20 protein-coding genes are annotated in these 22,508 nt (G+C 71.4%); 10 read left to right on the top strand and 10 right to left on the bottom strand.

What is annotated here, in order from left to right:
- Window positions 1-110: 110 nt before the first annotated feature.
- Window positions 111-623, bottom strand: a complete 513-nt coding sequence (locus tag ABD366_RS22945; RefSeq protein ID WP_324771136.1) for a hypothetical protein — start codon at window positions 621-623, stop codon at window positions 111-113.
- A 33-nt stretch (window positions 624-656) separates the two neighbouring features.
- Entirely contained in the window at window positions 657-1,787 is a 1,131-nt protein-coding gene (locus ABD366_RS22940) for a magnesium and cobalt transport protein CorA (RefSeq protein ID WP_324771137.1), read from the bottom strand.
- A 485-nt stretch (window positions 1,788-2,272) separates the two neighbouring features.
- On the opposite strand from ABD366_RS22940, the gene ABD366_RS22935 reads away from it, so the two are divergent.
- On the top strand, window positions 2,273-2,896 hold the full coding sequence (locus ABD366_RS22935) for a suppressor of fused domain protein (protein WP_324771138.1): 624 nt from the start codon (window positions 2,273-2,275) through the stop codon (window positions 2,894-2,896).
- A 92-nt stretch (window positions 2,897-2,988) separates the two neighbouring features.
- On the opposite strand, the gene ABD366_RS22930 is transcribed toward ABD366_RS22935, so the two are convergent.
- A complete protein-coding gene (locus tag ABD366_RS22930) occupies window positions 2,989-4,245 on the bottom strand; it encodes an MFS transporter (protein ID WP_324771139.1) in 1,257 nt (418 codons plus the stop codon).
- A gap of 188 nt (window positions 4,246-4,433) precedes the next feature.
- On the opposite strand from ABD366_RS22930, the gene ABD366_RS22925 reads away from it, so the two are divergent.
- The 3 genes from ABD366_RS22925 to ABD366_RS22915 all read left to right on the top strand — a co-directional run bounded on the left by ABD366_RS22925 (window position 4,434) and on the right by ABD366_RS22915 (window position 7,373).
- The gene (locus ABD366_RS22925) at window positions 4,434-5,084 is read left to right on the top strand and encodes a DUF6758 family protein (protein WP_324771140.1); all 651 of its coding nucleotides are present in this window, start codon (window positions 4,434-4,436) and stop codon (window positions 5,082-5,084) included.
- A gap of 506 nt (window positions 5,085-5,590) precedes the next feature.
- A complete protein-coding gene (locus ABD366_RS22920; protein WP_324771141.1) occupies window positions 5,591-6,463 on the top strand; it encodes a PHP domain-containing protein in 873 nt (290 codons plus the stop codon).
- A gap of 304 nt (window positions 6,464-6,767) precedes the next feature.
- Window positions 6,768-7,373 (top strand): MarC family protein, encoded by a 606-nt coding sequence (locus ABD366_RS22915; RefSeq protein ID WP_324771142.1) that lies wholly within the window; start codon window positions 6,768-6,770, stop codon window positions 7,371-7,373.
- Between the two features lie 157 nt (window positions 7,374-7,530).
- Here ABD366_RS22915 and ABD366_RS22910 read toward each other — a convergent pair whose 3' ends face one another.
- Entirely contained in the window at window positions 7,531-7,683 is a 153-nt protein-coding gene (locus ABD366_RS22910) for a hypothetical protein (protein ID WP_324771143.1), read from the bottom strand.
- Window positions 7,684-7,950: 267 nt separating this feature from the next.
- On the opposite strand from ABD366_RS22910, the gene ABD366_RS22905 reads away from it, so the two are divergent.
- Window positions 7,951-8,862 (top strand): NYN domain-containing protein, encoded by a 912-nt coding sequence (locus ABD366_RS22905; RefSeq protein WP_324771144.1) that lies wholly within the window; start codon window positions 7,951-7,953, stop codon window positions 8,860-8,862.
- A 152-nt stretch (window positions 8,863-9,014) separates the two neighbouring features.
- On the opposite strand, the gene ABD366_RS22900 is transcribed toward ABD366_RS22905, so the two are convergent.
- Together ABD366_RS22900 and ABD366_RS22895 are read right to left on the bottom strand one after the other, a co-directional pair.
- Complete coding sequence (locus tag ABD366_RS22900; protein WP_324771145.1) at window positions 9,015-9,884, bottom strand: alpha/beta fold hydrolase; 870 nt, start codon at window positions 9,882-9,884, stop codon at window positions 9,015-9,017.
- A 100-nt stretch (window positions 9,885-9,984) separates the two neighbouring features.
- Window positions 9,985-12,321 (bottom strand): DEAD/DEAH box helicase, encoded by a 2,337-nt coding sequence (locus ABD366_RS22895; protein WP_324771146.1) that lies wholly within the window; start codon window positions 12,319-12,321, stop codon window positions 9,985-9,987.
- Between the two features lie 512 nt (window positions 12,322-12,833).
- Here ABD366_RS22895 and ABD366_RS22890 point away from each other — a divergent pair.
- Window positions 12,834-13,580: a ferritin-like fold-containing protein gene (locus tag ABD366_RS22890; protein ID WP_324771147.1), complete on the top strand. Its 747-nt coding sequence runs from the start codon at window positions 12,834-12,836 to the stop codon at window positions 13,578-13,580.
- Between the two features lie 111 nt (window positions 13,581-13,691).
- Here the strand turns inward: ABD366_RS22890 and ABD366_RS22885 are convergent, their stop codons facing one another.
- From ABD366_RS22885 to ABD366_RS22870, 4 genes are all read right to left on the bottom strand, one after another.
- Entirely contained in the window at window positions 13,692-13,970 is a 279-nt protein-coding gene (locus tag ABD366_RS22885; RefSeq protein ID WP_324771148.1) for a hypothetical protein, read from the bottom strand.
- A 281-nt stretch (window positions 13,971-14,251) separates the two neighbouring features.
- Entirely contained in the window at window positions 14,252-14,479 is a 228-nt protein-coding gene (locus ABD366_RS22880; protein WP_324771149.1) for a DUF3107 domain-containing protein, read from the bottom strand.
- A 189-nt stretch (window positions 14,480-14,668) separates the two neighbouring features.
- Window positions 14,669-15,310, bottom strand: a complete 642-nt coding sequence (locus tag ABD366_RS22875; protein ID WP_324771150.1) for a TetR/AcrR family transcriptional regulator — start codon at window positions 15,308-15,310, stop codon at window positions 14,669-14,671.
- 183 nt (window positions 15,311-15,493) lie between these two features.
- Complete coding sequence (locus ABD366_RS22870) at window positions 15,494-15,712, bottom strand: hypothetical protein (RefSeq protein ID WP_324771151.1); 219 nt, start codon at window positions 15,710-15,712, stop codon at window positions 15,494-15,496.
- 231 nt (window positions 15,713-15,943) lie between these two features.
- On the opposite strand from ABD366_RS22870, the gene ABD366_RS22865 reads away from it, so the two are divergent.
- From ABD366_RS22865 to ABD366_RS22850, 4 genes are all read left to right on the top strand, one after another.
- On the top strand, window positions 15,944-17,074 hold the full coding sequence (locus tag ABD366_RS22865) for an alpha/beta fold hydrolase (RefSeq protein WP_324771152.1): 1,131 nt from the start codon (window positions 15,944-15,946) through the stop codon (window positions 17,072-17,074).
- Window positions 17,075-17,082: 8 nt separating this feature from the next.
- A complete protein-coding gene (locus tag ABD366_RS22860) occupies window positions 17,083-18,462 on the top strand; it encodes a DUF3152 domain-containing protein (protein ID WP_411293768.1) in 1,380 nt (459 codons plus the stop codon).
- Between the two features lie 200 nt (window positions 18,463-18,662).
- A complete protein-coding gene (locus tag ABD366_RS22855; protein WP_324771153.1) occupies window positions 18,663-20,759 on the top strand; it encodes a DUF3492 domain-containing protein in 2,097 nt (698 codons plus the stop codon).
- A complete protein-coding gene (locus ABD366_RS22850) occupies window positions 20,756-22,489 on the top strand; it encodes a hypothetical protein (protein WP_324771154.1) in 1,734 nt (577 codons plus the stop codon). Before ABD366_RS22855 ends, ABD366_RS22850 begins: the two co-directional genes overlap by 4 nt.
- Window positions 22,490-22,508 lie beyond the last annotated feature (19 nt).

Here is a 22,508-nt window from a genome sequence, read left to right as displayed (position 1 = left end):
GGGCTCCGCCCCGGACCCCGGTCCTCAATCGCCGGACGGGCTTGATAGAGCTTGATGGGGTTAATGGGGATTAATCAGGCTCGATCGGGCCGATCGCCGGATGAACGAACCTACTTGGCCCTCCGCCGCTTCAACAGACGAGGCACCCCCGCGGGGACCGCGTCCCGCGTGGTCGCCGCCGACGGCAGCGGCACAGCAGCCAGATCCCCGTCCGAAGCGGGCAGCACAGCCACCCCCCGCACGGGCTCGAGCCGAACGACCCGACACTCCCGCGACCAGCGCAAAGGCATCGCCTCCCCGTCGGGCGCGTTCAACCGCTTCCCCTTGAGCTCACCCACGGCCGCCTCCCAGGCCTCCGTACCGGCCCCGAGCTCCACGACCTTCGCCTGCCAGCCGACGAGCCGCCCGCCCTTGTCCTTGCTGCGCACGGTGACCGTGGCCGCGCCGCCGTCGACGAGGCCGGGCAGCGGCTGCTCGCCGGGCCCGTCGCCGACGACGAGCGCCGCGCCCTCGTGCCACACGTGCCACAGCGCCCGCTCGGGACCCGTGCCGCGGACCCAGATGAGCCCGGACTTCTTCGTGGCCTCCTCGACGAGGGCGGCATCGAGCAGTTCAGTCGTCATGCGGGCAAGCGTAACGAGGGCGGCCCCGTCCGCTCACAGCCAGCCGTTGCGCTTCAGGGTCCGGTGGATCGCGAAACAGGCCGCGACGGTGACACTGAGGACGAGCGGATAGCCGTAGCGCCAGTGCAGTTCGGGCATGTGCTTGAAGTTCATGCCGTACACGCCGCACACCATGGTCGGTACGGCGACGATCGCGGCCCACGAGGTGATCTTGCGCATGTCCTCGTTCTGGGCGACGGAGGCCTGTGCGAGGTTGGCCTGGAGGATCGAGTTGAGCAGTTCGTCGAAGCCGATGACCTGCTCCTGTACGCGCTCCAGGTGGTCGGCGACGTCCCGGAAGTACTTCTGGATGTCCGGGTCGATCAGCCGCATCGGGCGCTCGCTCAGCAGTTGCAGCGGGCGGCGCAGCGGGGCGACGGCGCGCTTGAACTCCAGCACCTCGCGCTTGAGTTGATAGATGCTGCCCGCGTCGGAGCCGCGCGGCGCGCCCTTGCCGGTCTGCGAGAAGACGGCGGTCTCGACCTCGTCGATGTCGTCCTGCATCGCGTCGGCGACCGCGATGTAGCCGTCGACGACATGGTCGGAGATGGCGTGCAGCACGGCGCTCGGCCCCTTGGCGAGCAGCTCCGGGTCGTCCTGGAGGCGGTGGCGCAGCGCCCGCAGGGAGCCCTGGCCGCCGTGCCGGACGGTGATGAAGAAGTCCCGCCCGGTGAAGCACATGACCTCGCCGGACTCCACGACCTCGCTGGTGGCGGTGAGTTCGGCGTGCTCGACGTAGTGGATGGTCTTGAAGACGGTGAAGAGCGTGTCGTCGTACCGCTCCAGCTTGGGCCGCTGATGCGCGTGCACCGCGTCCTCTACGGCGAGCGGGTGCAGCCCGAACTCGGCGGCGATACCGGCGAATTCGGCCTCGGTCGGCTCGTGCAGGCCGATCCAGGCGAAGCCCCCGTCGCGCCGCACCTGGAGGCGGGCCTCGCGCGGCGTGAGGCAGGCGGGAGCTTCGGCGCGTGCCCCGTCGCGGTAGACGGCGCAGTCGACGACCGCGGAGACGGCCGAGGGGTCGCGGGTGGAGTCGTACGAGGTACGGGCCTCATTGCCGTACGGGGCCACGCTCTTGCGCAGCGAGGGGCGGACGGCGGCACGCAGGTCGCGAATCATCGACATGGGCAGGCTCCTTCGCGGGCGGGAGTCGCGCCGCGGCGGGTGGAACTACCCGGAATGAGGACGTCCGTGCCGTTCGGACATGCTGCACGTCCACAAAGCGGGGAGCACCGCACCGACGCTGGGGCGGCTTCGCTTACTGATTCAGATCAGGACGATCGTGAAAGATCAGGCGGTGACGAAGCGCTCTTCCGGCATACGCGGGCAGCCCGGGAAGCAGACGATTCTCTGCTGACTGCGAAGGGGGCGTGCGGGCCTAGAGGCCGGAAGAACGGGTGATACTGCACGGTCGACTTCGATCCATGACAGCCCCACCTCCTCCGGCCGGTCCCCCGTGGGGGACGTCTGGCGGTCGGTTCTTCGAGAACTCCGAGAGCTTCCGGCGGGTACGCACTGCGCACCATCCCGACCAGCGGCCAAGACTATCAGCCGACTGACAGAGGCGAGCCCCTTCTTTACCCATTGCATGCGAGTTCTATGCTCGCGGGATGGCAGAAGTTCTTGCGTTGGTGGAGGCCCGGCTGACCACGGCCCTGGGCGAGCCGGACGCGCGCGCGGCGGTCACGTTCCTGGGCACGGACCGGATCGAGGTGCTCCGCTTCGCCGGCGGCGGCAGCGGCGGCAGAGACGGCGGCAGCGACGGTGACGGGGCTCTGGTCCGGTACGCGAGCCTCGGCATGTCCGCGTCCCCGATGTCCGATCCCACCGCGGCGCTCGCCGACCCGGTCAAGGGCCCGCGCGCCGAGCTGGTCCTGACGGTCCGCGCCGGTCTCGCCGACACGGACAAGGTGCTGCGCCCGCTGGCCGTACTGGCCGCGTCGCCGCAGGTCGAGGGGGTCGTCGTGGCGCCGGGTGCGTCGCTGGACGTGGGGGAGGCGCTGTGGCCGGGCGCCCCGTTCACCTCGGTCCTCGTGGCGGAGCCGGGCGGCCTGGTGGAGGACCTGGAGCTGGACGATCCGCTGGATCCCGTACGTTTCCTGCCGCTGCTGCCGATGACGCAGAACGAGGCCGCGTGGAAGCGGGTGCACGGCGCGGCCGCGCTCCAGGAGAAGTGGCTGAACAGCGGCACGGACCTGCGCGATCCGCTGCGCAAGTCCGTCCCGCTCGACTGACACTCGACCCATAGGACCCATAGGACCCATAGGACCCATAGGACCCACAGACCCATGGACCCATAGACCGACACTCGACTGGCAGATGGCTCCTACTGGGCGAAGACGGTGACGCTGTCCTCGGTGGCGTGCCGCGGCTCCAGTTCCGCGGCCTCGTGGGTGAGCGCGTTGCGGCGCACCCATACGACGACCGCGCCGAGCACCGCCGTGATCGCGGCGACCACGAACGGGATGTGGATGTTGCTCCACTCCTCGATCTTCGGCGCGAAGAACGGCGCGGCCGCGGCGGCGAACCACCGCACGAAGTTGTAGCCGGCACTGGCCACGGGCCGCGGCGCGTCGGAGACGCCGAGGGCGAGCTCGGTGTAGACGGTGTTGTTCACGCCGATGAAGGCGCCGGACAGGATCGTGCAGACGACGGCCGCGGTGTGGTTGCCGTAGCCGAGGACGAGTACGTCGACGGCGAGCAGGACCAGCGAACCGCCGAGCACCTTCAGCGAGCCGAACCGGGCCTGCATGCGCGGCGCGACGATCACCGAGAACAGCGCGAGCAGCACACCCCAGGCGAAGAAGACGCCCCCGCTTTTGTACGGGGTCATGTTCAGCACGAACGGTGTGAAGGCCAGCACGGTGAAGAACGTGTAGTTGTAGAAGAAGGCCGAGATCGCCGCGGAGGCCAGACCGCCGTGGCCCAGCGCCTTGATCGGGTCCAGGATCGACGTCTTCGTGGCGGGCCTGGGCTGCTCCTTCAGGAACACCGTGATGCAGACGAAGCCGACGGCCATGAGGGCCGCGGTGCCGAAGAACGGGTAGCGCCAGCTCGCGTTGCCGAGCAGGGCGCCCACCAGCGGCCCGCACGCCATGCCCAGGCCGAGCGCGGACTCGTACAGCAGGATCGCGGCGGCGCTGCCACCGGCCGCGGCGCCGACGATGACGGCGAGGGCGGTCGAGACGAAGAGCGCGTTGCCAAGACCCCAGCCGGCGCGGAAGCCGACGAGTTCACCGACGGAGCCGGAGGTTCCGGCGAGCGCGGCGAAGAGCACGACGAGCGCGAGCCCGACGAGCAGGGTCTTCTTGCCGCCGATGCGGCTGGAGACGAACCCGGTCACCAGCATCGCGACGGCGGTGATGAGGAAGTAGGAGGTGAAGAGCAGGGAGACCTGGCTGGGCGTCGCCTCGAGGCCCTTGGCGATCGACGGCAGGATCGGGTCGACGAGCCCGATGCCCATGAAGGCGACGACGGATGCCCCGGCGGTCGCCCAGACCGCCTTCGGCTGACGCAGGATGCTGGTCGCACCTGCGTCGAGAGTGTCCCCTTCGGCGGGACCTCCTGTACTGCTGTGGCTCATACCGGGCTCCTTGTCCGTATGGTCCGTATCAGATCGTTGGCCTATACATATAATAAGTTAGCCAGGCTAATGAATGCAAGCTACATCTACATTGGTCCGGTTCTCCGGGGCCGAGACACCGGGGCGGCCACCTCCGGACGGGTGATCGTCCTTGACGCGACGCGGGACGGGGAGGACTGTGGGGCTTTATGAGGGGCGAACCCAGTTGCCCGAAGTGTGGTGGCCGGGTCAGGGCTCCCGGCCTCTTTGCCGACTCCTGGCAGTGCGATGCGCACGGGGCGGTGCACCCGCTTCAGCCCGTGATCCCGCCCAGCGTCGAGGCCCTCAGTGTCGTCGTGCGCCGCGCCCATGTACCCGTCTGGATGCCGTGGCCGCTGCCCGTCGGCTGGCTGTTCACGGGCGTGGCCAACGCGGGGGACGACCGCACCGGCGGCCGCGCCACCGCCGTCGCCTGCTCGGGCCCGGGACCGCTCGGCGGCATCGGTGAACTGGTGCTCGTCGCCGAGGAGCTCGGCGTCGGACTCGGCGCGCGCTACGCGGGCATCGACGGACCCGACCCGGGCCCCTACATGGACGTATCGGGACCGCCGCAGGCCAAGCTTCTCGCGGCCGGCCGGCCCACGCCGATGTGGCACGTCTCCGGCACCCCCGACGACCGCGCCGTCTTCGCCGGTGAGGCGCGCGGGCTGTGGCTGTGGGCGGTCGTCTGGCCCGAGCAGTCCGGACTGCTGATGTACGACGAGCTGGTGATCACGGACCTGCGCGACGCGGGCGCCGAGGTGGACCTGCTGCCGTGCGGGGCGCTGTCGCCGCGAATCCTTCAGGGCGGCGAGCCGTAAGGACCGCCGGGCTGTCCTGGACCGTCCGGACGGCCCTGGACCGTGCGGGCGGTAGGAGTCGGGGGCTGTCCTGGGCCGTGCGGGCGGTAGGAGTCGGGGGCTGTCCTGGGCCGTGCGGGCGGTAGGAGTTCGGGGGCGGCCCCGGGCCGTGCGGGCGGTAGGAGTCGGGGGCTGTCCTGGGCCGTGCGGGCGGTAGGAGTCGGGGGCTGTCCTGGGCCGTGCGGGCGGTAGGAGTTCGGGGGCGGCCCTGGACCGTGCGGGCGGTAGGAGTTCGGGGGCGGCCCTGGACCGTGCGGGCGGCAGGAGTTGGGGGCGGCCCTGGACCGTCCGAGCGGTAGCAGTTCGGGGCCGGCCCTGGACCTCCCGAGCCGTAAGGGGCCCGGTCCCGGTTCGGTGGTGACGGGGTTGTTCGAAATCCCCGTTACTCTTGAGCGTCCCCTTCCGTATGAGTTCTGTCCGAGGCGGGGCCGAACCCCGTCCGTCCGAGCCTGGAGGAGTACGCAGCCGTGCGCATCGACCTGCACACCCACTCCACCGCGTCCGACGGCACGGACACCCCGGCCGAGCTGGTGCGAAACGCCGCCGCGGCCGGACTGGACGTAGTGGCGCTCACCGACCACGACTCCACCCGCGGCCACGCCGAGGCGATCGCCGCGCTCCACGGACTCTCGACGGGCCTGACTCTGGTCACCGGCGCCGAGCTCTCCTGCCGCCTCGACGGCGTGGGCATGCACATGCTGGCGTACCTCTTCGACCCCGAGGAGCCCGAGCTGCTCGCCGAGCGCGAGCTGGTCCGCGACGACCGGGTCCCACGCGCCAAGAGCATGATCGCCAAGTTGAACGACCTCGGTGTCCCCGTCACCTGGGACCAGGTGGCCCGGATCGCCGGTGACGGCTCGGTCGGCCGCCCGCACATCGCCTCCGCGCTCGTCGAACTCGGCGTCGTACCCACGGTCTCCGACGCTTTCACGCCCGAGTGGCTGGCCGACGGCGCCCGCGCGTACGTGGACAAGCACGAGACGGACCCCTTCGAGGCGATCCGCCTGGTCAAGGCCGCCGGCGGCGTCACCGTCTTCGCGCACCCGGGCGCCGCCAAGCGCGGCCGGACGGTCCCCGAGTCGGCGATCGCGAAGCTGGCCGCGGCCGGCCTCGACGGCATCGAGGTCGACCACATGGATCACGACCCGCAGACCCGGGACCGGCTGCGCGGCCTCGCCGCCGACGTCGGCCTGCTCACCACCGGCTCCTCGGACTACCACGGCAGCCGCAAGACGTGCGTGCTCGGCGAGTACACGACGGACCCCGAGATCTACGGGGAGATCACGCGCCGCGCCACGGGCGCCTTCCCTGTGCCGGGCGCGGGCGGACGCCTCGCCTGAACGACCGGCACCTCGCCTGGCCGGCCGGCACCTCGCCCGACCGGCGGATGCCTCGCCCGACCGGTGGACGCCTCGTCGGATCAGCTGCCCCGACGGCCCGCTGGCCCGACGGCCCGCTGCCCCGATCGCCTCTGACCCGCCGGCCCAATGGCCTACTGACCCACTGACCTGATGCCCCGCTGATCCGCGCCCTCACCCGGCACGCCCTCCCCCTTCCCCTCCCTTCCCCTCCCTCCCCCTTCCGCTCAGCTCGCGCGCCCCACGGGCGCGCTCCGGCTCAACTCCCGCAAGGCAAGCCCTCACCGTGTTCGATGTCGCCGTTTTCGGATCCCTCTTTCTCACGCTTTTTGTGATCATGGATCCCCCCGGAATCACCCCGATCTTCCTCGCCCTCACCGCGGGCCGCCCCGCCAAGGTCCAGAAGCGCATGGCCTTCCAGGCGGTGTGCGTCGCCTTCGGTGTCATCGCCGTCTTCGGTGTCCTGGGCCACCAGATCCTCGACTACCTGCATGTCTCGGTCCCGGCCCTGATGATCGCGGGCGGGCTGCTGCTCCTGCTGATCGCGCTCGACCTGCTCACCGGCAAGACCGACGAGCCGCAACAGACGAAGGACGTGAACGTCGCCCTCGTCCCGCTCGGCATGCCGCTGCTCGCCGGGCCGGGTGCGATCGTCTCCGTGATCCTCGCCGTCCAGAAGGCGCACTCGGTCACGACGCAGCTCTCCGTCTGGACGGCGATCATCGCCATCCACGTGGTCCTGTGGCTCGTCATGCGCTACTCGCTGGTGATCATCCGCATCATCAAGGATGGCGGCGTGGTCCTGGTGACCCGGCTCGCCGGCATGATGCTCTCGGCGATCGCCGTGCAGCAGATCATCAACGGCGTGACCCAGGTGATCCAGAACAGCTGAGCACCGTGACGGCCATGGCTGCCGCGGCCGGACAGCCGTGCGGGCCGTGGTCGCCGCGGACAGAGCCGTGCAGGCCGTGGTCGCCGCGGCCGGACATGCGAAGCCCCCGCACGCATCGCGCGTACGGGGGCTTCGAAGTGTGTGAGTCGCTACGCCGTTATGAGGCGGACGACTCGGCCGGGCGGATGTAGAGGCGCTGCCCTATGGCGGCGGCCTGCTGAACGATCCGGTTGACGGAGGCGGCGTCCACGACGGTGGTGTCCACGGCACTGCCGTCGACGTCGTCCAGTCGCATGATCTCGAAGCGCAAGGGCTTCTCCCTTCGTCTGGTGATCCTCCTGAAGGAGAACTACTGGTGCAGGGCGTATGACACAGTCTCGACCTGCCGTACGGCCAGGCGGTTGCCTGGCCGTTAAGAGTGGATTGCGTGGCTAGAGTGCCCCGCGTTCTATATGGGTACAACGAGTTGCCCCCAGCAAACATTCCCTACGCTAAAGAAATTTTTCGCGTACCTAATTACCCGCGGGTAGCGGGGCCGGTTGTGCACAGGGCGTGACGCCCAGGACAATGGGCCGCAATGAACGCAACCAACGCGGAGGGCCCTCTCGCCGCCGTCGAGGCCCGACTCGACATGACGAACGACCTGCTCAGGCGGATGCTCGCCGAGGTCGCCAAGACGCCGTCCACGCACGCGATCTTCGTGGACGCGGGATATCTGTACGCGGCGGCGGGCCGCCTCGTCGCAGGTACGGAGGACCGGCGCTCCTTCGACCTGGACGCCGAGGGACTCATCGACGCCCTGATCGACAAGGCCCGTACGATCTTCGCGGACAGCCGGCTGCTGCGCGTCTACTGGTACGACGGTGCGCGCAGGCGTATCCACACCACCGAGCAGCAGTCGATCGCCGCGCTGCCCGACGTCAAGGTCCGTCTGGGCAACCTCAACGCGAACAACCAGCAGAAGGGCGTCGACTCCCTGATCCGCAGCGATCTGGAGTCCCTCGCCCGGCACCGCGCGATCAGCGACGCGGCCCTGCTCGGCGGCGACGAGGACCTGGTCTCCGCCGTGGAGGCGGCGCAGGGCTACGGCGCCCGCGTCCACCTGTGGGGCATCGAGGCGCCCGACGGCCGCAACCAGGCGGAGCCGCTCCTGTGGGAGGTCGACAGCGAGCGCACGCTCGACCTCGACTTCTTCAAGCCGTACGTGACCCGACGCGCCATCACCTCGTACGAGAACGCGGACGCGCCGCGCCCCACCCGCGAGCAGGTCCGGTTCGCCGGGGCCCGGATCGCGGCGCAGTGGCTCGGGGAGCGCGGGCGCGAGGCGTTCGCCGACGTGCTGCCCGGCCACCCCTATCTGCCGGGCCCCGTGGACCAGGACCTGCTGGTCGAGGCGGAGGGGGTTCTCCAGTACTCGCTGCGCGGCCAGTCCGACCTGCGGCGGGCGCTGCGGGACGGGTTCTGGGCGCATCTGCACGCCCAGTTCTAGAAGCGCCCCCGGCCGCGCTCCCCGGCCGGGGCGGTCCGGAAGCGCTACCCGGCCGGGGCGGTCCGGAAGCGCTACTCGGCCGGGGCGGTCCGGAAGCGCTACTCGGCCGGGGCGGTCCGGAAGCGCTACTCGGCCGGGGCGGTCCGGAAGCGCTACTCGGCCGGGGCCGGGTGTCGGTCCCAGAAGGCGGCGAGCGCCGCGGCCGTCTCGTCCGGGCGGTCGGTGTTGGGGGAGTGCTCGGCGCCGGCGATCACCGTACGCTCGGCCCTGAGGCGCCGCGCCATGTCGTCGAGCAGCGGCACCGGCCAGGCATCGTCCCGCTCCCCGGACAGTACGTGCACCGGCGGCGCGACCGCGGCCAGCTCCTCGACCCGGTCGGGCTCGGTCGTCAACTGCCGCCCGGTGGCGATGAGCTGGGCCGGACTGTTGCTCAGCCAGCGCTGCCGCAGATTTTCCTCGTCCCCGCGCACGTCGACCACGTCATCGGCTGCCTCCAGCGCCTGGATGGCCTCCCACACCTGCGCCATGCCGAGCGAGGCGAGCGCGCCCTGCAACAGCTCGACGCGCTGTTGCTGCGACGCCGAGACGGCGGCCGGGCCCGAGGCCATCAGCGTCAGCGAGGCGAACGGGGCCGGGTCCGCGATCACCGCGGCACGAGCCACCAGCCCACCCAGCGAGTGCCCGAGCAGATGCACCTTCGCCGGGCCGAGCGCCGCGGCCTGTGCGAGCACGTCCTGTGCCAACTCCGCCTGCGCGTAGGGGCGTTCGTCGTCCGCGGGGCCCTCTGTCTGGTACTGGCCGCGCCCGTCGACGGAGACACAGCGATATCCGGCCGCGCTCAACGGTCCGTGCAGCGCGATGAAGTCCTCCTTGCTCCCGGTGAACCCCGGAAGCAGCAGCGCGGTTCCCCGCACGGGACCGGACTCCGGCTCACCGGCGAGCGCGGCGAAGTCGCCTCTGGCGGTGCGCAGGACATGGGCGCGGGTGCCGGGCGGCGGGGCGAAGGTCGGGGGCCTGCTCATGCGGCGAGGTTACGCGGCGCGGTGTCCGGGCGCCCAAGGGGGCCACGGCAGAGGCCCGGACCCCGCAGAGCGGGATCCGGGCCTCTGGGCGCGGTGCTGATCAGGCGTCGGGGGCCTTGGCCACGGCCTTCTTGCGGGTCCGCTTCGGCTTGTCCTCGGCGGCGGGCGCGTCGGAGGCGGCCTCGGCCTGCGCCGGAACAGCGGCGACGGCCTTCTTGCGGGTGCGCTTCGGCGCGGCCTCGACGGCGTCCGCGGCGGCCTCGGCCGGAGCCGCGGCCTTCTTGCGAGTGCGCTTCGGCTTAGCCTCTGCGGCCTCGACCGTGTCGACGACGGCTTCCGCCTTCTTGCGGGTCCGCTTCGGCTTGGTCTCCGCGGCGGGCGCCTCGGTGACGGCCTCGGCCTGCGCCGGAACAGCGGCGACGGCCTTCTTGCGGGTGCGCTTCGGCTTGTCCTCGGCGGCAGGCGCCTCGGTGACGGCCTCCGCCTCCGCCGGAGCGGCGGCAACGGCCTTCTTGCGCGTACGGGCCGGCTTGGCCTCGACGGCCTCCGCCGTGTCGACGGCGACCTCCGCCTTCTTGCGCGTACGACGCGGCTTGGTGGCTGCCGGGGCTTCCGCCTCGACGGGCTCCGCGACCGGCGCCACGGCCTCGGCCGTCTCGACAGCGGCCTCCGCCTTCTTGCGCGTACGACGACGCGGCTTGGCCGGGGCCTCGGCCTCGACGGGCTCGGCGACCGGCGTCACGGGCTCGGCCACGGCTGCCGGGGCTTCGGCCGACTCGACGGCGGTCTCCGCCTTCTTGCGGGTACGGCGACGCGGCTTGGCCGGGGCCTCGGCCTCGGCGGCAGACTCGGTCACCGGCTCGCTCACCGGCGCGACAACCGTCTCGACCGACTGGACCGTCTCGACGACGGCCTCTGCGGCGGGAGCGGGAGCGGCCTGCGCGGCACCGCGCGTACGACGACGGCGACGCGGCGTCCTCGGCTCGGAGGCGTCCTCCGCGAGCGGCGTGGTCGGCGTGGCGGCGGTGGCGGTCGTCTCCGCGGCGGCCACCGGCTCACCGTTGCGCGTGCGGCGACGGCGACGGGGCGTACGGGCGGAACGCTCCTGGTCACGGTCCCGGTCGCGATCCCGGTCGTGGTCACGGCCCCCGCGGTCGCGGTCCTGCGAGGAACGGCCACCGCGGTCACGGTCACGGTCACGGTCGGGACGGCCACCGCGGCCGCGCTGCGACGCGCCACGGCCACCGGTCTCGCCCAGGTCCTCGATCTCCTCGGCGCCGAGCCCGGCACGCGTGCGCTCAGCGCGCGGCAGGACACCCTTGGTGCCGACCGGGATGCTGAGCTCCTCGTACAGGTGCGGCGAGGAGGAGTACGTCTCGACCGGGTCGTTGAACTTCAGGTCGAGCGCCTTGTTGATCAGCTGCCAACGCGGGATGTCGTCCCAGTCGACCAGCGTGATCGCGATGCCCTTCTTGCCCGCGCGGCCGGTGCGGCCGATGCGGTGGAGGTACGTCTTCTCGTCCTCGGGCGTCTGATAGTTGATGACGTGCGTCACGTCGTCGACGTCGATACCGCGCGCGGCGACGTCCGTGCACACGAGCACGTCCACCTTGCCGTTGCGGAACGCGCGCAGCGCCTGCTCGCGCGCGCCCTGCCCGAGGTCACCGTGGACGGCGCCGGAGGCGAAGCCGCGCTTCTGCAGCTGCTCCGCGATGTCGGCGGCGGTCCGCTTCGTCCGGCAGAAGATCATCGTGAGCCCGCGGCCGTCGGCCTGCAGGATGCGCGCGACCATCTCGGGCTTGTCCATGTTGTGCGCGCGGTACACGTGCTGCGCGGTGTTGCGCACGGTCGCGCCCTCGTCGTCCGGCGAGGTGGCGCTGATGTGCGTCGGCTGCGACATGTAGCGGCGGGCGAGGCCGATGACGGCGCCCGGCATGGTCGCCGAGAACAGCATCGTCTGACGCTTCGCCGGAAGGTAGTTGATGATCTTCTCGACGTCGGGCAGGAAGCCCAGGTCGAGCATCTCGTCGGCCTCGTCGAGGACGAGCGCCTTCACGTGCGAGAGGTTGAGCTTCTTCTGCCCGGCGAGGTCGAGCAGGCGGCCAGGGGTGCCGACGATCACGTCGACGCCCTTCTTCAGGGCCTCGACCTGGGGCTCGTAGGCGCGACCGCCATATATGGCGAGAACGCGCACATTGCGCACCTTGCCGGCGGTCAGCAGGTCGTTGGTCACCTGCGTGCACAGCTCGCGGGTCGGGACGACGACGAGCGCCTGCGGGGCGTCGGTGAGCTGCTCGGGCTTGGCCCGGCCCGCCTCGACGTCCGCGGGAACGGTGACGCGCTCCAGGATCGGCAGTCCGAAACCGAGGGTCTTGCCCGTGCCGGTCTTGGCCTGGCCGATGACGTCCGAGCCGGAGAGGGCTACGGGGAGGGTCATCTCCTGGATGGGGAAGGCGGTGACGATGCCGACGGCCTCGAGGGCTTCGGCGGTCTCGGGCAGAATGCCCAGTTGACGGAAAGTGGAAGTCTGCGTAGTCAGGGTGCTGCCTCTTCTGTGAGGTGCGGTGCGAGGCGAACGCGGGGGTCGTGACCGTGCCGGTGTTACGCCGGTCTCGATCCGCGGGTGCGGGTGGACCGGGTGACGCGGGACCACTGCCGACGCTCGAGCGCTCGTACCGCTGAGGGCCCCTCCTCGTGCCGTACGTCGTGTGACGGACCGGCTGGAGGGCTGTCGGGTCGGAGCCGATCGGGCCTCCGACCGGGCATCCTCATTCGTGCGGCCCGTCGCATGTACGCGCAAACACCAGGAATCGGGCTTGCACTCGGCGGGCTCTTTACCACCATACCCCGGAAACCCGCATGTGCGATGGCCGAATTGGTCACGTCGTCGTCGTCACACTCTTTGACCAGGGCGTTCCGGGGGGTGGCAGGCGGGCTATTGTGCGCTTCATGGAGACGCCTGACAACGCCACACCGTCCACCGAAGCGACCCCCGCTGCGACCGGTATCGCCGCCCAGGACTGGGCCACCGCGTCCGCGGACGCGAACTACCGCGCAGCCGTCGTCGACCTGCTCGGCGCCCTCGCGTACGGAGAGCTGGCGGCGTTCGAGCGGCTCGCCGAGGACGCGAAGCTGGCGCCGACGCTGGGCGACAAGGCGGAGCTGGCGAAGATGGCCTCCGCCGAGTTCCACCACTTCGAGCAGTTGCGGAACCGGCTCTCGGAGATCGGTGTCGAGCCGACCGACGCGATGGACCCGTTCGTCGGCGCCCTCGACGGCTTCCACAAGCAGACCGCCCCGTCGGACTGGCTGGAAGGCCTGGTCAAGGCGTACGTGGGCGACTCGATCGCCAGTGACTTCTACCGGGAGGTCGCGGCCCGGCTCGACTCGGACACCCGCTCCCTGGTCCTCGCGGTGCTCGACGACACCGGGCACGCTTCGTTCGCCGTGGAGAAGGTGCGTGCGGCGATCGACGCCGACCCGCGCCTGGGCGGACGGCTCGCGCTGTGGGCGCGACGGCTGATGGGCGAGGCCCTGTCGCAGTCGCAGCGTGTGGTCGCGGACCGCGACGCCCTGTCGACGATGCTGGTCGGGGGCGTGGCCGACGGCTTCGACCTGGCCGAGGTCGGTCGGATGTTCTCGCGCATCACCGAGGCGCACACCAAGCGGATGGCGGCGCTGGGCCTCGCCGCGTAGGGCCTGTTACCAGCCCGGCTGCGCCGAGGCCCCGGAGGCCGTGTCTGCGCCGGCCGGACCGGGCCCGGCGCCGTCCGGGCTTGCTGCCGTCCGGGCTTGTTGCCGTCCGGCCTACGCGTTGGGGCTCAGCTGGTGTGCTCTTCCCCGCTCCCGGGTCGGGCGGAGCAGCAGCGACAGCAGGGCCGCGGAGATGACGAGCGCGCCGAAGAGCGTGGCGAGCGAATGGCCCGCGCCCAGCGCGCTGTGGGTGATGAACGCCCCGAACAGGGCGCCCGCGACTCCGGTCGGCAGCACAAGGGTGCGCGACGGAAGACGGTGCGGCACACGCAGGCCCGCGGCCCACGCGAGGGCCAGGCCGAGCAGTGCGGAGCCGAGTGCTTCAAGAAGCATAGTGAGGGTCCCTCCCGCGCTGCCAGTGGGTGCAAATCGGTCTTAGCCGGTCTACCCCTGGCACCCGGAACGCAATCCTCCCCAAGTGCATCCGCTGTGCGTGCCCTGTGAATGTGAAGAAGGCCCGACGGCACACTCGCCGTCAGGCCCTCTCGTACTGCTTCTACTGCGTTCCTACTGCGCTTCTACCGCGCTTGCATCGCCTACCGGCGCTCCGGGCGCCTTCCGGTGCCCAAGAGCTCCTAGGAGTACCTAGGAGCCCCCTGAGTGCTCCTCGTGCCCTAGAGCGGGCCGAAGCCCACCTTGCGCACCGCCGGCTCGCCGATCTCCACATAGGCGAGGCGCTCGGCCGGTACCAGCACCTTGCGGCCCTTCTCATCCGTCAGGGACAGCAGCTGCGCCTTGCCGGACAACGCCTCGGACACCGCGCTCTCGACCTCCTCGGCGGACTGGCCGCTCTCCAGAACGATCTCGCGGGGCGTGTGCAGCACGCCGATCTTGACCTCCACGGCCTTGTCCCTCCGACGATCCGTGATGTGCGCGGACGACCGCGCGCCGTACGCAGCAAACATTAGCCCGGTGAGGCGAGGCACCTGGTGCCCCGGCTGCACGCCAAGAGCGAACAGCGGGACGGGAACAAAAATGCGTGACCGGTGTGCGCGCGGGGCAGAGGGCGCGCGAAAGGTGCCCAGCGCCGGTCAGTGCTGGTCGGCGCCGTGCAGCGGGAACCCCGCGATGCCCCGCCAGGCCAGCGACGTCAGCAGCTGTACGGCCTTGTCACGCTCGACCGGGCTCTCGCTGGACAGCCAGTAGCGCGCGACGACCTGGGAGACGCCGCCCAGACCCACGGCCAGCAGCATCGACTCGTCCTTGGACAGGCCCGTGTCCTCGGCGATGACGTCCGAGATGGCCTCGGCGCACTGCAGGCTGACCCGGTCGACGCGCTCGCGCACCGCCGGCTCGTTCGTCAGGTCCGACTCGAAGACCAGCCGAAACGCGCCGCCGTCGTCCTGCACGTACGCGAAGTAGGCGTCCATCGTCGCCGCCACGCGCTGCTTGTTGTCCGACGTGGAGGCGAGCGCCGTGCGGACCGACTGCAGCAGCGATTCGCAGTGCTGGTCGAGCAGGGCCAGGTACAGGTCGAGCTTGCCCGGGAAGTGCTGGTAGAGCACCGGCTTGCTGACGCCGGCCCGTTCGGCGATGTCGTCCATCGCGGCCGCGTGGTACCCCTGCGCGACAAAAACCTCCTGGGCCGCACCCAGAAGTTGATTGCGTCGGGCTCGGCGCGGCAAACGCGTGCCCTTGGGGCGCGCTGCCTCCGTCTGCTCGATGGCTGTCACGCCGCCTCCCAAAATTGTTCGTGCGCGGTGTGCGCCGCGCCGTCATCGTACTTTTGGGTAACCGTGATGTGCGCGGTGCGAGCGCAGAATTTCACGGACCGGACGGCAGCGATAGCCGCACGTAGCGCCCCTACATGTGCAAAGCGGCGCATACTGCCACGCCCTTCGCCGAACTCGTCACCGTCACCGGTAGTCGTCCTCGTCGATGGCGACGACCCGGGCCTGCTCGACCCGGTCGCCCTCGTCGGCGCCGTCCGGATCGGCCACCTCTTCCGGTACGTCCTCCTGGCCCGGGGAGACCTCCATGAACTGCTCGGCGGTGTCCGCCTCCGGCGCCTCCACGTCGATCTCGGGGGGTTCGTTCGCCTCGAAGGTCTCGGGATCGCTGGGGTCGACTGTCATGAATGGCTCCCTTCCTCACCTGTTCCGTGCGGGCCGGGTGCCCTGAATCGAGCGTAGGAGACACGCGATCGAGGCGCTATGCGATCGCGTGCCGGATGGGCTGGTGAGCACCTGTCGGACGGGCTGGTCAGCTCTTCTTGGATGAACCGGGTGAGCTTTGGGTAGAGCTATGCGCTGTCTGTGACGGCGAACACACGATCCAGTGCGTGATCGTCTCGTAACATATGCCGCATGTCTTCGACCGATTCGCCGCGTGTGCCTCCCGCCATCGCCGCCGCGGTACCCAAGCCGGGCACCGTCAAGGTCGCGGAGGGGGAGCGGCTCCGCTCGGTCGGTCTGCCCGGACTCACGCTGTCCGTCCGGTCCCGGCCGGGCACGCGCGAAGGGCTGCCGCCCGCGCTGTACGTGCACGGACTGGGCGGCTCCTCGCAGAACTGGTCGGCGCTCATGGCGTTGCTCGAGGACGGCTTGGACGGCGAGGCAGTCGACCTGCCCGGCTTTGGGGACTCCCCGCCACCGGACGACGGCGACTACTCGGTGACGGGGCACGCGCGCGCTGTCATCCGTTTCCTCGACGCGTCCGGCCGCGGCCCCGTCCATCTCTTCGGGAACTCGCTGGGCGGCGCCGTCGCCACGCGCGTCGCCGCCGTCCGTCCCGACCTCGTACGGACACTGACGCTGGTGTCGCCGGCCCTGCCGGAGATCCGGGTGCAGCGCACCGCACTGCCGACCGGACTGCTCGGCGTGCCCGGAATCGCCGCGCTCTTCACACGCCTCACCAAGGGATGGACGCCGGAGCAGCGCGTGCGCGGCGTCACGGCCCTCTGCTACGGCGACCCGGGGCGGGTCACGCCCGAAGGCTTTCAGGCCGCCGTGGAAGAAATGGAGCGCCGGCTTCAGCTCCCTTACTTCTGGGACGCGATGGCCCGCTCCGCGCGCGGAGTGGTGAACGCGTACACACTCGGCGGCCAGCACGGGCTGTGGCGTCAGGCCGAGCGGGTGCTCGCGCCGACGCTGCTCATCTACGGGGGGCGCGACCTGCTGGTCTCGTACCGGATGGCGGCGCGCGCGGCGCGCACCTTCCGGGACTCGCGCCTCCTCACGCTGCCGGACGCGGGGCACGTCGCGATGATGGAGTATCCGGAGAGAGTCGCCGCGGCGTTCCGGGAACTTGTCGCCGACACCGAGGCGTTCAACGGGCAGCGCGATCTTGAATCGCCGCCCGCGATCACCGGCAGAGGTACCACGAGCAGCGGCACCAAGAGTAGAGACAGTAAGCGCAGTGATAGCAAGAGCAGTGATAGCAAGAGCAGTAACAGCAAGAGCAGTGACGGCAAGCGCAGTGACGAGCAGGGGAGCTGAGGCGGCCAGTGGGACGGCACAGCCGCCGAGGACCGGCAGACAACGGCGATACCGCTGACATACCGGAAGTATCCGTAGCGCCCACCGTGCCCGGTCAGGCACACCCCGGCACCGGCCGCCGGCGTAGGGAGTCCGCCGAGGCTCCCACCGCCGACCGCCCGCGCGCGGGATCCGGGGCACCGCATGTCCGCGGTGGGCACCCCGAGCAGCGGGAGACGGGCGGCGGCTGGGGCGGAGCCGGTGGCCGAGAGGACGCCGGGCGCGGATTCACGGCCCCCGCCGGACCTCCGCTGGTGCCGCGCCCGAGACCCCGGCAGGAGTACGTCGACGCGTTCGACAAGGGTGTTTCCCGGGATCAGGACGGGGAGCGGCGCACCGCCAGGGATCCGCGGGTCGCCACAGATCCTTACGCCGACACAGGGCCTCGCGGCGCCACCGATCCGCGCGGAGCCACTGATCCTTATGCCGCGGTGACCGACTGGGACGACGAGGCGCCCGCGGCCGCCGACGCGCCTTCGCCTTCGGAGGCGGACCCGGCCGGGCCGGACGGCGGTCGCGAGAAGCGGGGCAAGGGGCTCACCTACACCGGTATCGCCGCCGCGGCCGTCACCACCGTGCTCGCCGTGGTCGTCGCCGGGCAGGTCACCGACAGGGATGCGGGCGCCGCCGACGATGCGCGTGCGCAGGCCGCGGAAGGGGGCCGGGTCCACGACGGCTCGGCCTCGCGCTCGGACGACCGTGCCACCCCGTCGAGGACGGCCCAGGCCGCCCCGGCGACGTACGCGCAGAAGATGAGCAAGAAGTACCCGCTGGGCACGAACCTGAAGGGCTCGGGGGACTTCGAGGCGATCCCCGGCTTCGACAAGGCTCCGGGGCACGGGGAGAAGATCCGCTACCGCATCGACGTGGAGAAAGGGCTCGGGCTCGACGGCTCGCTGTTCGCGCAGGCGGTGCAGAAGACCCTGAACGACAATCGGAGCTGGGCCCATGACGGCGCCCGCACCTTCGAGCGGATCTCCTCGGGCGAGCCGAAATTCGTGATCACGCTCGCCAGCCCCGGGACCACGGCCACCTGGTGCGCCAAGTCGGGACTCGACACGACCGAGGACAACGTGTCGTGCGACTCCGCCGCCACCCCGCGCGTCATGATCAACGCCTATCGGTGGGCACAGGGTTCGAAGACGTACGACGACGTGCTCCACGGCGAGTCCATCTACCCGTACCGGCAGATGCTCATCAACCACGAGGTCGGCCACCGACTCGGCTACAACCACGTCACCTGTTCGCAGAACGGCGCGCTGGCGCCGGTCATGCAGCAGCAGACCAAGTTCCTGAGCTTCGAGGGAATCACTTGCAAGCCCAACCCCTGGGTCTTTCCCAAGGGTTGACGCTCCGTAGCTTTCTGTAGCGGCCCGGCCTCTTAGCGCGACAGAACGTCACGCGCACGCGAAAGTTACGACCGTTCACCCCTTTTGGTGGCGCGATGGACAACCGTCCATCGCGCCACCGGCATGTCCGCATACGTTCGTCCCGCTGTGAGCCGCCGGGTCAACGGCGGCTCCCCACATGGGAGATCGGGGGTGTACTCGTGCGCATCGCACTGTTGACCGAGGGTGGTTATCCGTATGTGAGCGGTGAGGCCAGACTCTGGTGCGACCGGCTTGTGCGCGGCCTCGAGCAGCACGAATTCGATATCTACGCGCTCAGTCGCAGCCGTGAGCAGGAAGCGGCCGGCCGGCTCGAACTCCCCCCGCAGGTCGGTCAGGTGCGGACCGCGCTCCTCTGGGCGGGGGGCGCAGGGAGTGCGGGGAGCGAGGACGGCGCACGCGGCGGCGGACTCGGGCGCCGCGCCCGGCGCCGATTCGCCGCGCTGTACGAGGAACTGGCGACTGCGGTCGTTCGTGGCCCCGGCAGCGAACCGAGCGGTGCGAGCGGTGTGAGTGGTGCGAGCGGCGGGAGTAGCGGGAGCGGTGGGAGTAGCGGGAGCGGCGGGAGTAGCGGGGGTGGCGCGAGCGGCTCGGGCGGTGTGAGTTGCGGGGGCGGTACGGGTGGTACGAGCGGCTCGGGCGGCTCGGGTGGTGAGGCGGACCGTTTCGCCAACGCGTTGTACGGGCTCGCCGAGCTCGCCCGCGACGAGGGCGCCTTGGGGGGCGCTCTTCGCTCCGAGGCAGCCGTGCGCATCCTGGAGCGCGCCTGTCGTGCGCCGGGTGCTCTGCGCGCCGCCCGCGCGGCCCGCGTGCCCGACCTGCTCGCCGTCGCCGGGCATGTGGAGCGCGCCCTGCGCCCCCTCTCCCTCGACTGGTACGAGGATGCCGACGGCGGGGAGAGCAGGCACGGGGGCGAGAACAGGCACGCGGGCGGGCGCGGGCGTGGCGGGCTCGGCTCCGTCGACCTGTGCCATGCGACGACGGGCGGGGCGGCGGCCCTGCCCGGCCTGGTCGCCAAGCGGTTCTTCGGCGTCCCCCTGCTCGTCACCGAGTACGGAGTACAGCTCAGGGCCCGCTACCTCGCCGCAGGCGACGCCGAACTCAGTGCGCCGGTGCGCGCGCTCCTCGCCGCGTTCCACGGACTGCTCGCCGCGGAGGTCTACCGGCAGGCGACCGTGATCACCCCGGGAAACGCGCACGCCCGGCGCTGGCAGGAACGGTGCGGCGCCGACCGCGCCAAACTGCGCACCGTCCACCCCGGCATGGAGGCCGCCCGCTTCGCAGAGGTCGGGGAGCGCGAGGAGCCGGGAGAGCCCGACACCCTCGTCTGGGTCGGACGCGTCGACCCCTCCAAGGACCTCATCTCCCTGCTCCACGCGTTCGCGGAGATCCGCCGCGAGGAGCCGAACGCGCGGCTGCGCATCGTCGGGGCGATGCCGGACGGGGCCGAGCAGGGTTGCCCCACGGACCGCGAGGCCGAAACGTACCTCGGGCACTGCAAGGCCCTGGCCGCGCAGCTCTTCCCCGACGAGGCCGAGGGGATCCACGCCGTCGGCGAGAACCCCGTCTCCTTCGAAGAACTCGGCGGCCCCGAAGCACCCGACCTCGCCGAGGTCTACGGTTCGGGCGGCGTCGTCGTCCTGTCCAGCGTCGTCGAAGGCTTCCCGATCAGCCTCGTCGAGGCCATGTTCTGCGGACGTGCCACGGTGTCGACCGACGTCGGCGCCGTCGTCGAGGTCATCGGCGGAACCGGCCTCGTCGTGCCGCCGCGCAACCCCCGGGCACTCGCCGAGGCCTGCGTGGCGCTGCTGCGCGACTCCGGGCGCCGGGAACGGCTGGGCGCGGCAGCCAGGGCGCGCGCTCTCGAGCTGTTCACCGTCGAACAGAACATCGCGGCATTTCACAGCATTTACCTGGAGATCGTCTCTCACTGCCCGGTACGCCGGGACGCCGTGGACGACGCGGGAGAGCCGTTGCCCTTCGGCCACCCCCTCGAGGCCCACGTCCCGGGCCGCTGGACGGCCTCGACCACCGGCGGCCTCGGCGGCTCCTGGCTCGCCGGCCGGTCCAGAGGGGCGGGGACACCGAGCTGGGCGTTCGACGTCTCCGGTACGGGCGACGACGCGGCTGCGCATCTCGATGCGGGCGCGGGTGCCCGCGCTGGTGCTGGTGCCGGTGCCGGTGCCGGCGCTCGCGTCGGCGGTGAGCGGGAGCAGTTGGCCGGGGTGGCGCAGGGCGGCGGGGAGGGTGACGTATGAGCGGGCATGAGGGTGCGGGGCGCGAGACCGGCAGCGGTATCGGAGTCGACGTGCCGCGCGTGCCGGTGAGCGCCGGGGCCTGGGGAGCCGGATCGGCGCAGGCGCTGGAGGGTTCGCCGACCGATGAGCGGCCCGATCTCAGCAAGTTCGGCGCTCTCGGCGATCTGGGTGACTTCGGCCGTCTCGGCGGCGAGCTGCTGCGGGCTCCGCATGCGTGGAAGGCGGCAAAAAGCGGTGCCGGTGCGGGGGCGGGTGTCGGTGTTGGCTTCGAGGGGGCCGGTGGTGCTGGTGCCGGTTCCGAGGAGGCCGGCGGTACGGGTGCCGGTGCGGAACGCCGGGACGAGGACCGTGCCGTCGAGGCTGCGGTGCCGACAGGCGGGAGTACTGGACTGGACCCGGGCGCTCGGTCGGAGGGGAACGACGACGCCGAGCCGGATCGGAGCCCGACGCCGGAGCGGAGCGCGGGCAGCCAGCAGGCACAAGACAACCCCGCGTCGGCGCCTGAACCACTTGCCGACCCGGCCACCCCCGAGTCGTCGCGTGAACCGGACGGTGCTCTCGGCGCCCCGCAAGTGACGCGTAAGAAGCCGCACGCCCTTCCGGAAGAGCGCCTGCCCCACTCCCGCGCGCCGCAGCGCCGCTCGGGCGCCGACCCCGTCAAAGCCCTCATGCACCGGCACCGCGAACTGTGCGAGCGCGCTGTCGACCCCCTGGAGATCGCCGCCGGACTCGAGGCCCACGGCGTCACCGACCGGACCGCGGCCCGCTTCCGCCACAAGGACGTGTTCTCGCTCGCCGAGGAGATGTACGCACGCGTACCCAGCGACGGCGAACAGAACGCGCCGATCGACACCACCTCCGCTCCCGTCCCTGCCCCCACCACCGGCGTGCGCGGCGCGTGGGCCGTGCTCGCGCTGCTGCCGGGCGCCGTCTGCGCACTGACCCTGCTCGCCATGGACGTCACCACCGGCACCACGCGGTGGGCCATCGGCGTCGGTGGTGCGCTGGCCGGGGCCGCCGCCCTGCGTACGACCTTGCGGCACGGGCCGCTGCGCGTCAGGGACGGAGCGCCCGCCCCGACGACCCGCCTGTGGGCAGGATGGCTCCTCGCCTACTCCCTGCTCGGCGACGGCCTGCTGAACGCCGCCCTGGCCGGCGGACCCGACGAGGCCTGGGCCCCGGCGACCGCACCGCTCCTCGCGCTCGCCGTCGCCGTGGCCCCCGCGCACGCGTGCACCCGGCTCTACACGTCCGCGGCCCGCCGCCGACTCACCACCAGCCGCGGACTCGCCGAGTTCACCGCCTCCGCACGGCCGTTGCTCCTCGGCAGCGTTGCCCTCTTCGCCCTCGCCCTCGCCGCGCTGCTCGGCCTGTCCGGAGCGCTGCTCGACCAGAGCGTGGACTACGCAGGAGCCGGAGCCCTGGGCGTTCTGCTGCTCCTCGCGCGCCTCCTCACCGTGCACGGCCGTACGCATGCCCCCGCTGTCGTGCTCGGCGCTGCCGCCGCCGTCCAGGCCCTGGCCGTCGCCTCCGTCTTCGCCGCGCGGCTCCCGGGCTGCGACGCCCTGGGCACGCCCGTCGAGGCAGCTGTCGACGCCCTGGGCGTGGGCGTCGTACCGGGCGCCGCCTGCGGTGCCGCGGCCCTGGCGCTGCTCGTCCACGCCACCCGCACGCTCGCCCGAGCCTCCGCCCACGCCCGCGCCACGAGCGCGACAGGGGGTGCGCCATAACCACCGCCAGGCCTCCCGC

It is taken from the genome of Streptomyces kunmingensis (assembly GCF_039533535.1).
Taxonomy (GTDB): domain Bacteria; phylum Actinomycetota; class Actinomycetes; order Streptomycetales; family Streptomycetaceae; genus Streptomyces; species Streptomyces kunmingensis.
The sequence above is the reverse complement of the archived record's forward strand: the minus strand, read 5'-3'. Positions and strand labels throughout refer to the sequence as shown.

Excerpts from the sequence above, each read along its gene's own strand:
- ABD366_RS22905 (WP_324771144.1), top strand. The coding sequence starts at position 7,951 with ATGAACGCAACCAACGCGGAGGGCCCTCTCGCCGCCGTCGAGGCCCGA.
- ABD366_RS22930 (WP_324771139.1), bottom strand. The coding sequence starts at position 4,245 with ATGAGCCACAGCAGTACAGGAGGTCCCGCCGAAGGGGACACTCTCGAC.
- ABD366_RS22940 (WP_324771137.1), bottom strand. The coding sequence starts at position 1,787 with ATGTCGATGATTCGCGACCTGCGTGCCGCCGTCCGCCCCTCGCTGCGC.
- ABD366_RS22850 (WP_324771154.1), top strand. The coding sequence starts at position 20,756 with ATGAGCGGGCATGAGGGTGCGGGGCGCGAGACCGGCAGCGGTATCGGA.
- ABD366_RS22935 (WP_324771138.1), top strand. The coding sequence starts at position 2,273 with ATGGCAGAAGTTCTTGCGTTGGTGGAGGCCCGGCTGACCACGGCCCTG.
- ABD366_RS22895 (WP_324771146.1), bottom strand. The coding sequence starts at position 12,321 with ATGACCCTCCCCGTAGCCCTCTCCGGCTCGGACGTCATCGGCCAGGCC.
- ABD366_RS22885 (WP_324771148.1), bottom strand. The coding sequence starts at position 13,970 with ATGCTTCTTGAAGCACTCGGCTCCGCACTGCTCGGCCTGGCCCTCGCG.
- ABD366_RS22900 (WP_324771145.1), bottom strand. The coding sequence starts at position 9,884 with ATGAGCAGGCCCCCGACCTTCGCCCCGCCGCCCGGCACCCGCGCCCAT.
- ABD366_RS22925 (WP_324771140.1), top strand. The coding sequence starts at position 4,434 with ATGAGGGGCGAACCCAGTTGCCCGAAGTGTGGTGGCCGGGTCAGGGCT.
- ABD366_RS22870 (WP_324771151.1), bottom strand. The coding sequence starts at position 15,712 with ATGACAGTCGACCCCAGCGATCCCGAGACCTTCGAGGCGAACGAACCC.
- ABD366_RS22865 (WP_324771152.1), top strand. The coding sequence starts at position 15,944 with ATGTCTTCGACCGATTCGCCGCGTGTGCCTCCCGCCATCGCCGCCGCG.
- ABD366_RS22945 (WP_324771136.1), bottom strand. The coding sequence starts at position 623 with ATGACGACTGAACTGCTCGATGCCGCCCTCGTCGAGGAGGCCACGAAG.
- ABD366_RS22890 (WP_324771147.1), top strand. The coding sequence starts at position 12,834 with ATGGAGACGCCTGACAACGCCACACCGTCCACCGAAGCGACCCCCGCT.